The organism is Streptomyces sp. NPDC054841, assembly GCF_053611045.1.
Map to the genome: position 1 here is coordinate 1 of NZ_JBSGZO010000255.1, position 12,211 is coordinate 12,211.

General features: G+C 68.1%; 7 protein-coding genes and 5 pseudogenes. 7 read left to right on the plus strand and 5 right to left on the minus strand.

Annotated features, from left to right (window positions below):
• Positions 1-107 precede the first annotated feature (107 nt).
• Positions 108-353, minus strand: a pseudogene (locus ACWGI8_RS27935) (DDE-type integrase/transposase/recombinase); the annotation flags it as partial.
• Positions 354-729: 376 nt separating this feature from the next.
• On the opposite strand from ACWGI8_RS27935, the gene ACWGI8_RS27940 reads away from it, so the two are divergent.
• Both ACWGI8_RS27940 and ACWGI8_RS27945 read left to right on the plus strand, forming a co-directional pair.
• Positions 730-873 carry a transposase gene (locus ACWGI8_RS27940; RefSeq protein WP_453664990.1) on the plus strand — a complete coding sequence of 48 codons (144 nt, stop codon included), beginning with the start codon at positions 730-732 and terminating at the stop codon, positions 871-873.
• Positions 874-1,042: 169 nt separating this feature from the next.
• A pseudogene (locus tag ACWGI8_RS27945) lies at positions 1,043-1,327 on the plus strand (transposase); the annotation flags it as partial.
• 9 nt (positions 1,328-1,336) lie between these two features.
• Here the strand turns inward: ACWGI8_RS27945 and ACWGI8_RS27950 are convergent.
• Positions 1,337-2,533: an IS110 family transposase gene (locus ACWGI8_RS27950; protein WP_453664992.1), complete on the minus strand. Its 1,197-nt coding sequence runs from the start codon at positions 2,531-2,533 to the stop codon at positions 1,337-1,339.
• A 230-nt stretch (positions 2,534-2,763) separates the two neighbouring features.
• On the opposite strand from ACWGI8_RS27950, the pseudogene ACWGI8_RS27955 reads away from it, so the two are divergent.
• From ACWGI8_RS27955 to ACWGI8_RS27965, 3 genes and pseudogenes are all read left to right on the plus strand, one after another.
• Positions 2,764-3,237: pseudogene (locus tag ACWGI8_RS27955) on the plus strand (IS256 family transposase); the annotation flags it as partial.
• A 208-nt stretch (positions 3,238-3,445) separates the two neighbouring features.
• Positions 3,446-4,687, plus strand: coding sequence for an IS110 family transposase (locus ACWGI8_RS27960; protein WP_453664994.1), 1,242 nt, complete (start codon positions 3,446-3,448; stop codon positions 4,685-4,687).
• A gap of 137 nt (positions 4,688-4,824) precedes the next feature.
• Positions 4,825-5,004 (plus strand): annotated as a pseudogene (locus tag ACWGI8_RS27965) (transposase); the annotation flags it as partial.
• 7 nt (positions 5,005-5,011) lie between these two features.
• Here ACWGI8_RS27965 and ACWGI8_RS27970 read toward each other — a convergent pair.
• Complete coding sequence (locus ACWGI8_RS27970; protein WP_453664995.1) at positions 5,012-7,057, minus strand: recombinase family protein; 2,046 nt, start codon at positions 7,055-7,057, stop codon at positions 5,012-5,014.
• A 139-nt stretch (positions 7,058-7,196) separates the two neighbouring features.
• Positions 7,197-7,604, minus strand: coding sequence for a DUF5372 family protein (locus ACWGI8_RS27975; protein ID WP_453664996.1), 408 nt, complete (start codon positions 7,602-7,604; stop codon positions 7,197-7,199).
• On the opposite strand from ACWGI8_RS27975, the pseudogene ACWGI8_RS27980 reads away from it, so the two are divergent.
• A pseudogene (locus ACWGI8_RS27980) lies at positions 7,498-7,791 on the plus strand (transposase); the annotation flags it as partial. The gene ACWGI8_RS27975 and the pseudogene ACWGI8_RS27980 sit on opposite strands and share 107 nt — an antisense overlap.
• A 1,099-nt stretch (positions 7,792-8,890) precedes the next feature.
• On the plus strand, positions 8,891-11,437 hold the full coding sequence (locus tag ACWGI8_RS27985; RefSeq protein ID WP_453664998.1) for a hypothetical protein: 2,547 nt from the start codon (positions 8,891-8,893) through the stop codon (positions 11,435-11,437).
• 80 nt (positions 11,438-11,517) lie between these two features.
• Here ACWGI8_RS27985 and ACWGI8_RS27990 read toward each other — a convergent pair whose 3' ends face one another.
• Positions 11,518-11,661, minus strand: coding sequence for a hypothetical protein (locus ACWGI8_RS27990; protein WP_453665000.1), 144 nt, complete (start codon positions 11,659-11,661; stop codon positions 11,518-11,520).
• Positions 11,662-12,211: the final 550 nt, after the last annotated feature.

A 12,211-nucleotide genomic window follows, 5' to 3' on the forward strand; every position in this document is an offset into this window, starting at 1 on the left:
GCGGCGAGGAGAGCATAAGGGCAGGGCACGACATCGACGCCACCGCAAAGAGCGCCAACGTTGACCGATCGTGGGCCGAGCTCTGGCACCAGCTCTTTCAGCCTGAGTTGCGCACCTCTGTCCGTATGGAAGACGACCCCGTGAACCTGGCTGCCGCAGGCGGCCACGGCCATCTCGATCGCGTCGGTGACGAGCTGGGTGCGCATGTGGTCGGCGATTGACCAGCCCACGACCCGCCTCGAGCAGATGTCGATCACCGTGTCGAGGTGGAGCCACGAGGCTCCGACGGCTATGTGAGTGATGTCCTCGCACCACATGGCGTTCAGGGTGTCCGCGGTGAAGTCCTGCATCACCCCACGGCGCCCATCACTCCTGACTCAACCTCCAATATCAGCGGGCCGATCCGCGCCAGCAATCGTGTTGTCGACGGCTGAAAAGTGGTTCTGGATCACTTTCAGAAGCCGTATCTCTATCGATCACGAGCGCGATGTGATCGAAAACGGGAGTGGGGGCGGGTGAACTTGGCCGTGACGTGCATGAAGACAGGGCCTCCGGTGCAGCACGAGGGTTGCGAAGCCAACTCGTGAGCCTGGGGAGGCCCTGTTGTCGCAGTTCTATGCGGTTTCGTCGTTCACGTTCAACTCGTCTGCCCTATCGTGTGATTGCCTCGCGCATCGGTTCGGGAACGCGGCCGACCGTCCGAATAGGATGCGCAGGTACCCGTCGGACATGACGGATGAGGAGTGGGCGGTGGTGCGCGACGCGCTGCCCGTCCCGGCGTGGCTGGAGGGCCGGGGTGGACAGCCCGAGGGCTACTGTCACTGGCAGATGTTGGATGCGATCCGCTATGTCACGGACAACGGGATCAAGTGACGCTCCATGCCGGCCGACTTTCCCGCGTGGGACGGGAGTGTCCAATAGACGGCGGATCCGATGATCAAGGAGACGCCTGATGAGCGAGACCATCACCGAGCACGAGGCCGTGGAGGAGTCGGTCGTCGAGCTGGCCGCAGAGGCGGTGTCGGACGAGCAGTTGATCGGGATGCTGGTCGACCGTGCCCGCTCCGACGGGCTCCAGCTGACCGGGGAGGGCGGGCTGCTGCAGCAGCTGACGAAGCGGGTGCTGGAGTCCGCCCTGGAGGGCGAGATCACCGATCACGTCGGCTATGACAAGCACGACGCGGCGGGCAGGAACAGCGGCAACAGCCGTAACGGCACCCGTTCGAAGACCGTGCTGACCGATGTCGGCCCGGTCGAGGTGAAGGTGCCCCGCGACACCGCCGGCACCTTCGAGCCGCAGATCGTCGGCAAGCGGCAGCGCTTCCTAATGCTGTTGTCAAACGGCCGTAGTGACTGGCGGTGCGACTTCGTAGCACCGTCGGTCGCGGATCAGGGCCCAGATGACGTTGACGCGTCGGCGGGCGAGGGCGAGTACGGCTTGGACGTGCTTCTTCCCTTCGGCGCGTTTGCGGTCGTAGAACTTCCGCGAGTTCGGGTCGTAGCGGACGCTGACGAGTGCGGAGGTGTAGAAGACGCGCTGGAGTCTTCGGTGGTAGTTGTTCGGCCGGTGGAGGTTGCCGCTGACCTTGCCCGAGTCGCGGGGTGCGGGGGCGACGCCGGCGAAGGCCGCGAGGGCGTCCGGGGAGTCGAAGTCGTCCAGGCTGCCGCCGACGGCGGCGAGGAACTCGGCGCCGAGGACCGCGCCGATGCCGGGGACGCTCTGGACTATGTCGGCGAGTTCGTGCTCGCGAAACCGGCCCTCGATGAGCTTGTCCATCTCGGAGATCTGCTCGTTGAGGGTCATCACCTCCTCGGCCAGGGTGTGGACCAGTTTCGCAATGGTCTTCTCCCCGGGAACAGAGGTGTGCTGGCGTTCAGCGGCCTCGACGGCTGCTTCGGCCAGGGATCTTGCGCTTCGGACCTTGCGGTTGGCCAGCCACTTGGTCAGCCGTGTGACCCCGGCGCGGCGGATCGCGGCCGGGGTCTGGTAGCCCGTCAGCAGCTTGAGTGGGCCGGTGTTGGTCAGGTCCAGGGTCCGTTCCAGGGCCGGGAACATGCCCAGCAGGGTGCCGCGGAGGCGGTTCACCGCGCGGGTGCGGTCCTCGACCAGGTCGGTGCGGCGTCCGGTCAGCAGCCGCAGTTCGACGGCGGCTTCGTCACCGGGGCGAATGGGCCGCAGGTCGCGGCGCATCCTGGCCTGGTCGGCGATGACGTAGGCGTCACGGGCGTCGGTCTTGCCCTCGCCGCGGTAGCCGTCGGATGCCCGGTTCACGAGGCGGCCGGGGATGTAGAGGACCTCCTGGCCATGGTTGATCAGCAGCGCCAGCAGCAGCGCGGGTTCTCCTCCAGTCATGTCGATGGCCCAGGTCACCTGACGGCCGTCGGCCAGGGCCAGGACGTCACCGATCAGCTTCAACAGCTCGGGCTCGTCGTTGGCGACCCGCCGCGACAGCAGGGTCTTGCCGTCGGCATCCAACGCGAGGCCGTGATGGTGGCCCTTGCCGCTGTCGATCCCCGCCCATATCCGGCTCATCTTGCTCCTGACGCGCGTGTTCGTGTTGTTCGTACCACGGACGACTTCGCCGGCATTGCTCTACTCAGCGACTTGTTCGCACTTCCTAATCGGCGGCCGAGTCGTCGTGGGGTGCCGGGCGGCGAAGCGTTGCAAGCCACGAGACGGCAGCCGCCTGACAGCCACACCCAGCACCCCTGGGCGACCCAACCCTACGAATGGCTCGATCAACCCGATCAAGACGGTAGAGCCGTCTGACCGGCGTGGACGAGATGGTGCTGTCGCTGTCCGCGAAGGGCCTGACGCACGGAGAGATATCGGCTCATCTGGCCGAGGTGTACGGGGCGAACGTGTCGAAGCAGACCATCACCACGATCACGGACAAGGTGATGGAGGGCATGGCCGAATGGCAGTCACGTCCGCTCGACCGCGTCTACCCCGTCGTCTTCGTGGACGCCATCAACGTGAAGATCCGCGACGGCCAGGTCGCCAACAGGCCGATCTACATCGCCATGGCCGTCACCGTCGAGGGAACCCGCGACATCCTGGGGATCTGGGCCGGGGACGGCGGTGAGGGCGCCAAGCACTGGCTCCAGGTCTTCACCGAGCTCCGCAACCGCGGTGTCGAGGACGTCCTCATGCTCGTCTGCGATGGCCTGAAGGGACTGCCGGATGCGGTGGAGACGGTCTGGCCCCGAACGATCGTGCAGACCTCATCCATGCACACTCCTTGGTGGCGGGAATCCCCCGCCGGTCACCGTGCCAGCGGGAGAGGACCTGTGCAGACGCGTTGCCTTCGAGGCCCCCATGCAGACCTGTCCCTCCCGCTGGAGGCGGGCCGCGAACTGGCCAGCGGGAGTTGCGCTTCGAGCGCCGAGATGAGGTTCCAGCGGGGCCGCCCGGTCGGTGACCAGGACCGACAGGACGGAACTCATGGACCACTCGTTACCCACCAACCACCCGAATTCAGAGGGCGTGTTCGCCGGCCTCGACTGGGGCAACATCCATCAGCAGCTCTGCCTCGTAGACGCGGCCGGCCAGGTCGTGCACCAAGGGCGCTACGCGCACACCGCTGACGGCCTGGAGCGTCTGGACCGGCACCTGCGCAGTCACGCACCACTGACCGGGATCGCCATCGAGCGAGGCGAGGGCCTGCTGGTCGAACGTCTTCAAGCCGCAGGTCACATCCTCTACTGCGTCTCTCCGAAGATCTCCGCGCGAGCGCGGGAACGCTACCGGATGGCCCCGAAGAAGGACGATGCCTTCGACGCGTTCGTCCTGGCCGACAGCCTCCGCCACGAGTACCGGCACTGGCGGCCGCTGCCGGTCGCCTCACCGAAGCTGGCCGAGCTGCGGGCCGTCATCCGCGACCGCGAACGCGTCGTCTGGAACCAGCGCGACCTGGAGAATCAGCTGCGGGCCATCCTCGAGTCCTACCACCCGGCCGTGCTGCACCTGTTCTCCTCCCTCGACCGCGACATCAGCCTCGCGTTCCTGCAGGACTACCCGGCCCCCGAACAGGCCCGTCACGTCGGACCTGCGCGGATGAAGGCGTTCATCGGCCGCCACGGCTACTCCGGCCGCACCCGCCCCGAAGTACTGGTGGAACGGCTGCGTACACACCTGCTGACCGCCGCACCGGGCACAACCTCCGGCAAGCAGCTGACCGCTGTCCTGTTCGCCGAGCAACTCGCCCTGCTCAACGACCACATCCGCATCCTCAACAAACGAGTCGATGAGCTCCTGGCCGCCCACCCAGACGCGCCGATCTTCCTCAGCTTCCCCTGCATGGGACGCTCCTGCGCGGCCACTCTGCTGGCCGAGATGGGCGAGGACCGCGAGCGGTTCCCCACCCCGGCCGCGCTCATGGCCGAGACCGGCGTCGCCCCCGTCACCCGCTCCTCCGGCCGCACCCGGCAGGTCCGCTTCCGCTACGCGGCCAACAAGCGGATGCGTCACGCGGTGGACTGGTGGGTCTTCAACATGGCCCGCGAGGTCCCCTGGGTGCGCGAGGCATACGAGCAGGCCAGGGCCCGCCGCCAGCCTCACAACCGGGCCATCCGCGGTCTGGGCGCCCGCTGGGTCCGCGTCCTCTGGCGCTGCTGGCAGGACCACACCCTCTACGACCCCGAGTTCCACTTCAACACCCGTCCGGAGGCCGACCTGACGGCCTGAACACCTTTCACCGCCGCTGAAGCAACCGCGAGGTGATCAAGGAGTCATCCCGCGGCTCTTCGCCATGCCCTCAACCAGATACAGGCCGAGCTACACGCCAACACACCCCAGAGCCGGGAAGGTTGACAGGGGGAGTCTGCATCGTCCACTTGATCCGCAACAGCATCCGTTACGTCGCCCGCCAGGACTGGGACAAGGTCGCGCGTGACCTTCGGCCCGTCTATACCGCGCCGAGCGAGGCCGCGGCGACCGAGCGGTTCCTGGAGTTCTCCGAGAAGTGGGGCACCAAGTATCCGGCCGTGATCAAGCTGTGGGAAGTCGGCTTCATACTGCCTGTCCTGTCTCGTAGTTGGTGTCCGCTCGCCGCTTGAGGTGGGAGGAGGTGGCTACGCGCTGTTTCCAGTACGCCTCGATTTCGCTGTCCCAGGCGATGCACCAGCGGCGGTGTCGTGCCTGGCGGGCGGCCATCTCGCCGCTGCGGATCCAGGGGTAGATCGCGGCTTCGTGGATGCCGAGGATCCGGGCGGCTTGCGGCACGGTGATCTCCCCGTGTTCGGTGGGGTTGTTGCGCCTGGAGCCGATCGCGTGCTGGGCCCGGATGTGTCGAATCGAGTTCACCGTGAAGGGGCGGCAGTTGCCGGTCTTGAATCCGAGGCTGTTGAGGTGTTCGGCGATCTCGGCGTCGCTGCGGACAGCCAGCAGCTCGCGGACGATCTCGACGGCTCGGGTGGGGTTGCGGTTGGTACGGCGGTCGCAGGTGATCTCGTCGACGGCGCCGGTATGCCAGTGCACCCCGATGTGAGCACGGGCGTCATCGACATGCCGCACGGTCACGTCCGCGATCAGTGTCCGTAGCAGGCGCTTGCGGTCCTTGGCCGTGGTGGTCGGCGCCTGCCACAGGGCCGGCAGGTCACGGGCGAGCTCACGCAGCCGCGCGGCCTCGGGCAGGGCCGGCTCGGCAGCGATCAGGTCGGCCAGCGCGGTCTCGGCCTGGGCCAGCGCGGCGAGTTTTGCCTCCCAGCGGCTCTCCAGCGAGCGGGCCACCAGGCGATTTTCCGGTTCGACCTGGCTGAAGGCGCGCTCGGCCCGCTCCGCCTCATATCGGGCGCGTTCCACGGCGAGTTCGGCGGCCCGGTGCGAGCGCCGGTGGCGGTGGTGGACCTCATCGGCCGCGGCCAGGGCGAGGTGCACCTGCTCGGGAGTCAGGGCGGCCAGCAGCAGATCGACCACCTGCGGGTCGACCGCCGCGGCGGCGATCGAGTGGCATCCGGGGGTCTGGAGCGCGTCGCTGCGGGCGCGGGTGCACACATAGTCCGCGGTGCCGTCCGCACGCCGGTATCGGGTGTTCATCGGGAAGCCGCACGAGCCGCAGAAGATGATGCCCTGACACACCGGCACCCCCTCGCGCGGCGGCCTTGCCTTGGTCCGGGTGCGGTTGGCGGCCAGCTTCGCTTCGATCTGCAGAAAGCGCTGCCAGGAGATATAGCCCTCGTGGTGGTTGGGGATCAGTACGGCCCACTGATCGCGAGGGCGGCGGTTTACCGAGGTGACCACGGTGCCATCGGGCCGCACCTTGCGGGTGCTGGTTGATCGGCCGAAGGCGTATGCCCCGGCATAGACCGGGTTCTTCAGCACGGCGGCGGCCCGGCCGTGGGTGAGGCGTCCCCAGCCCAGCCGGCCATCCCACACCCCGGTGTCGCGGCGCGGGAAGCGGCGTCCGGCGAACGCGCGGACCACCCCCAGGGCGGAGCCGTGCTGGTCGAACAGGGTGAAGACGTCCGCGACCGCCGTCCGTACCTCTTCGTCGGGGTCCACAGTGATGGTGCCGTCGTCGGCATAGACCATGCCGACGGGCAGCGGAAGCCTCAGGTCACCGCGTTCGGCGGCGGCCTTGCGGGCGCCGTGCAGGCGTCCTGCCAGGATGTGCAGCTCGGCCTCGCTCATCGTGGACTTCAAACCGAGGACGAGGCGGTCGTTGAAATCGCCCAGGTCATAGACGCCGTCGGCGTCGATCAGGAGGGTGTCGGTCAGGCGCGCGAACTCCAGCAGCCGGCCGAACTCGGCCGAGGAGCGGGCCAGCCGGGAGACCTCCAGTCCGAAGACCGCGCCGACCTCGCCGAGGCAGACCCGGGCCACCAGTTGCTGGAATCCGGCCCGCAGCCCGGAGAACCGGCCCGAGGCGCCCAGGTCGGCGTCGACGACGCCGACGTCGGACTCTGCCCAGCCCAACTCCCTCGCCCGGTCGGCCAGCCCGTACTGGCGGGCGGTCGACTCGGTGTTCTCCCGCACCTGCAGCAGGGTCGACTGCCGCACATAGATCAGCGCCAGCCTCGACCGGTGCGAGGAGGTGATCTTCTGCAGCCCGCTCATCGACACCCGCCTCCCCGCGCAAGCACGACTCGACCATGTTCGCCACCAGCAGCGCGGCGGTCCGGCTCCAGTCCTCCACCACAGTCACCGCCCGTCACCGATGCTCGGGCACCCAAGGCCGCAAATAGGAGGGCGCCCTTCACGACGATCCTCCGTCTCCCGGCTCGACGCCACGGCTCATGAGGGCATCTACCAGCGCAGACAGCGCACCGAGCCCGGCGGTCGCAAGCCGGTGCTCGCCCGGAGCGGGGCCGCGGTCTGTCCACCCCTGCGGAAGCGTCACCGTCACACCGTCACCGGCGGTGCAGATGAACACCAGACCGCTGGAGCGACGCACCATGCGGCACACTCGCAACCGGCGCCCCGACAGCGGATGGAACGGATGCGTGACCAGCAAGGTGTCCTCAGAAACGCCGCGAAGAGGAGCACTATGCGATGTCCTCTGGTCCGATGCCTGGGCCGAGATGGTGCCCTTCCTCTCCTTCGACGTCGAGATCCGCAAGGTCATTTGCTCGACGAATGCGATCGAGAGCGTGAACGCCCGCATCCGCAAAGCCGTCCGGGCCCGCGGCCACTTCCCTTCGGAGAACGCCGCGTTGAAGTGCGTCTACATGGCGCTGATGAGCCTGGCCCCGACTGGCAAGGGCCGGCGCCGCTGGACGATGCGCTGGAAGGCCCCGCTGAACGCCTTCCAGATCGCCTTCGAAGGCCGACTCACCCCCACCAGCCACTGACCCTCAACAACCAAGATCAGCCGTTGATTGGACAGACCCGCATCCGGAAAGTGATCCAGAACCGCGATTCAAGCGTCGCCGACACAATCGGATCCGCGGGGCCGTTGCTGGTAGCCAACGACCTTGCGCTGCCTGCAGCCGACCGACGAGACCGGTTCCGGTTACGGGCCCCGGCTGCCTCCGAGCCACACCTCCGGCAAGAAGAGGGCTTCAGTGGGACTCATTGGCCGGTATACGTAATGTCAACAGGCGAGCAACCCAGGGCGTGGCGAAACCCCGGCGAACCCCGGCGCCGTCCGGTGCGTAACGTCCAGTGACGGGGAATCGAGTGGCTGCCAGCGGCTTGTGACCCGCAGCCCACCGGACCGAGGAGAAGACCGATGAGCGAGCTGAGCGCGGAACGGGGAGCGTCCCAACCGGATGAAGGGAGCCTGGTCCTGCCGCGGGCCGGGCTTCCTCACGGGCTCGACCTGCTCAGTGACGAAACAGCTGCTATCGAGCAGCCGGTGGAGCCGCCGGGTCCCGCCGAGCCTGTGGCGGGACGCCGCTCCGCAAGCGGTCCGCACAGTGTCTGCGCCTCGTTTCAGGAGTTGGGTGGAACGGCACGCGGCCATATACCCGGTGGTAGTGCGACCGAGGGTGGTGCTCCGGCTTACTGCACAGGACGCAGCAGCATCAATTCCGGTAAGGCGTCGATGTTCACCGCCGACTGCATTGCCTACCGAGGGCGTTGGACCGACGCGACGATACACCCAGCCAAGTGCGGCACCAGCGTCGTACGACTGCACAACCGTGGCGTGGACTGGCGTGGTGCCGTCAGGATGTATGTCCACCTCGGCTCTGCCCAGACAGTTGTGAGCTGCACGGCATGACACGTCAACAGTCCGCTCCCAAATCGGCCGACCGGTACGGACGCGGCGGTCGGAGGCGCTCCGAGAGGTCGAAACCCTCAGGAGAGCCGAACCCGGCGGGCGAGAGCGCGGCCGAACGGCAACAGACTCCCGCCAGCCCGACGAGCCCGGTGATCACCAGGACCAGCGGAGCGGCCACCGTCCAGGTGGTTGGCGCCCACCTGCTGGTCACGGACCCCGCGCACCCCGTGGACCGGCTCGCGGAGGCCGTCGGACAACTCTCGCTCCCTCCTGGCACCCCCGCAGTTATCGTGACAGCCGCTGGAAACGGCCTGTGGGGCGCTTTGCCAGAGATCCGCGCCCATGCCCAGCAGCGGGGCGCTACCACAGTGGTGCTTGCCGCATCTGATCTCGCCGCCCCGCTGCCCGACGGCCGGACGCCCGCTCAGGTCGCCGTCGAGGCGCTCAAGCTCGAGGTGCTGGCCCCCGACGGCCTGGTCTCCTTCGGACACGGCGGGCGGCTGATCGTCGCGCCGCGCAAGGCCGCTCCGGAAGTCCGCTCAGGCTGCCCTACCTTCGGCTGGTGGGCGCTGTCCCCAGGAGGGCGATCCCGGCCGCTGGGCACGATCCTGCCTGCACCGCGGTGGCGGCAGGCACTACGCCCCGGAGCGGCCCCGTCAGGCTCGGTTGCCATCCCTGCGGGCCTATGGTTCGCAGCCCCTGACGGCCCGTGGCCGACCGCCGTCCTGCAGGCCATCCCCGACCCCGAGTGCCCGACCGTACTGGTCGGTAGCCCTGCAGGGCCCGCTCCGGACCCAGATCGGCTCGCGGCCTTCGTCCGTGCTCTGCCCCCGCTGCCGGCACCTCCGATCCTTGCTGCTCCCTGGAGTGCTCCTGACGAAGCCGCCCAATTCGCCGCCGGTACCGCAGCCCTTATCGGCACCCCCGTACGGCTTCGCTTCGGCCTGACGATCGACAGCCCCGATGGACCGGCTGTACGTGCGGTCGGCCGGGACGGGCGGCTGTCCTGGGAATCGTGGTTCACCGAACTCCGGGCCCTGCCGTTGCCGGACGGTGCTGGAGCTGACATCGTGCCCTATGCCCGGCGGGTGCCAGCCCAGTCGGCCAGGATCGCACCTGCCCTGTTCGAGCTGGGCCGGGGCTGGATCACCGAGGTGGTCCCCAGCGGACTGTGGTGCAGGCCGGCCGGGACTCCGGACGATCCATGGGCCCGCTCCGCGCTGCTCGATCCGGACCGTCCCACCGTGATCGTGGGGGAGGCTGGCCTGCCAGTCCATGCCGAGATCTGGGAATCCGTGGCCCGCATGCTGAACGGCATCCATGAACCCCTGATTCTCGTTCGCGGGACCCTTGACGCAACGTCAGCTACAGCCGCACGCATCGTCACTGACTCCGCAGGAACATTGGCCGTTGACAGCGTCAGTGCCGCACCCGCACCGGCATCCGAGCCAGCAACGCCGGCATCCCCCGCGCCTTCACTGGCAACCTCGGCGGATACCGAACCAGCCGCCGGAAACAACGGTCAGGTCGAGCCCAGGCCGAAGCCCCTTCCTGCCCGACGCGATACGGCGGCCCTGCTGGGTGCGTTCGCTGCCCCGCCTCGCGTTGTCCGCACGGTCTCGGCGCTGAGCGGTGATCAGCTTAATCCAGAGAAGGGCGAGCGGCCCCCGGTCGAACTGTTGCCACAGCTCGACCGGGGATCCGGTCGTCCTCCGGCTCTGGATGCCCAAGAGCCCGCGCGGGACGAGGACCCCTCGCCGCTCCTGTCGCCAGCGGACCTGCCCGTCGAGACGGGGCCCGTCGGGTCGTCCGAGGAGAGCCCAGACGCCCAGATGACGCTCGCCGAGCTGGGCTCTACCTCTGCGACCACCGATGGCGAAATCACCACTGAGGCGTTCGACGAACGGGAGCAGGACCGCCTCACCTGCCTCACCAGGCCCGAGACCGCGTCGGGTACGGCGGGCTATACGCTGATCTCGGCAGAGGATGCGCTCGGCACTCCTGCTGGCCCGGACGAGCGTCGCCGCTTCCGGGAAGCCTTGGGCAGTCTCTTCGACAATTACTCAGGGCGGGTCGAGGCCCTTGTCGCCCAGTCTCCCGGGCTGCGGGCGGGTGACAGCGACGACACCAAGACGGATCTGGTGGCCGTGCTGCTGGACAGCATCGACACGGGCACCCTGATGTCGCGCAGTGAACTCGCCACGAATCTCCGCCGGGCCGGGGAGTCGGCCGAGCCCTATGCGGCCTGCCTGCTCTCAGGTCTGCGTAGATTGCCCAGCTACCCGGGTGCGGTGACCTGTGGCGCGCAGTTGCCGACGGGCGCTTTGGCGCTCTACCGTCCGGGGACGGTCCTGCACGAACCAGCACCGGTCAGTGCCCTCGCAGGTACCGAACTCCCCCTGGACAGCAGCGTCCAGTATCTCATCTGGTCTGTGACTGGCCGCCGTACAGCCGTGCTGACCGGCGAGGGCGAATACGGGGAAGTGGTGTTCCCCCCGGGCAGCAGATTTGTGGTGTTGGAAGCGGTGGTGGCAGGGAAGGACGGTGGGCCCGCACGGGTGTTCCTGCGGGAGACGAGGGGGCCCCGCCCGTCTGGTCAGAGCCTTGACCCCACAGCGATGGCCAAAGAGATGACACGCAACCGGACCGCGCAGGAGAAGCTGAAGCAGGCTCTGCCTGAAGAGGGCCCTGGATCCCCCTCTTCCGTTGCCGGGGACAGGGCTCTTCGGGCTGAGCGTTTTCTGCTGCCGATCGGACTGAGCGCGGGGGAGTAACCGCCAGACGGCCCACTGAGCGGGCCCGACTTCGGCTGGTGCAGCGGCATCTCCACCGACCGGGGTCGGGCCCTTCGTCGTCAGTCGTCCAGGAACTGGATGTCTGGAGGCTCTGCGAGGGACACCGCGCGTCCCCCGAAGTAGGGGTCCTCGTCGTCCAGATCGTCTGCTTCCTCCGCAATGCTCGCGGCACGTGAGAGCTCGCCGATCGCCGACGCTGCCATTATGGATACGTCGATAGTGCCCGGCAGTTCGGATGCAGGCTGAGCGGGGTTCGGCGCAGGTTCTGAGGTCGCCACCACCGGCGCGGCATGTTCCGGCTCCGTTGCCTCGGCGGCCCGCGGGGCTGGGTGCGGTGTCGGCTGCCTGGCACAGTCCGTGGCATGTGAGGGGTTGTCCGTTACGGGTATCGCTGTCGGCTTGTCGACAAAAGACGACAGCTCGGGAGCAGCATTCGGGGCAGGTATCGCTATGGGTTCCGGGGTCGGCCCAGTGACGGCGGTAGTCTTCAAACCCGTCGCAGCCGTCACCTTTTCCAGCTCCGCGACACTGACCGTCTGCTCCGGCTCCGTCACAGCGTCGGTGCGCGGGACGGTCTCAGGGACCACCGGATCCGACCAGAAGTCCCAACTCACATCCTCAACCGCAGTCGATGTTGTCCCGGATATCGCAAGGTCCTTGCCTGCCGGAAGGGCGGCCGCCCCGGGGGGGGCCGGCGTTGTGGGCCCCACGGGTTACGGGCCCCGGTGGGGGGCGGGGGGGGGGGGAATGGCC

What these genes read in the sequence shown, in the direction of transcription:
- ACWGI8_RS27940 (WP_453664990.1), top strand. Translation starts at nt 730, where the DNA reads ATGACGGATGAGGAGTGGGCGGTGGTGCGCGACGCGCTGCCCGTCCCG.
- ACWGI8_RS27950 (WP_453664992.1), bottom strand. Translation starts at nt 2,533, where the DNA reads ATGAGCCGGATATGGGCGGGGATCGACAGCGGCAAGGGCCACCATCAC.
- ACWGI8_RS27960 (WP_453664994.1), top strand. Translation starts at nt 3,446, where the DNA reads ATGGACCACTCGTTACCCACCAACCACCCGAATTCAGAGGGCGTGTTC.
- ACWGI8_RS27970 (WP_453664995.1), bottom strand. Translation starts at nt 7,057, where the DNA reads ATGAGCGGGCTGCAGAAGATCACCTCCTCGCACCGGTCGAGGCTGGCG.
- ACWGI8_RS27975 (WP_453664996.1), bottom strand. Translation starts at nt 7,604, where the DNA reads ATGCGGGCGTTCACGCTCTCGATCGCATTCGTCGAGCAAATGACCTTG.
- ACWGI8_RS27990 (WP_453665000.1), bottom strand. Translation starts at nt 11,661, where the DNA reads ATGGCAGCGTCGGCGATCGGCGAGCTCTCACGTGCCGCGAGCATTGCG.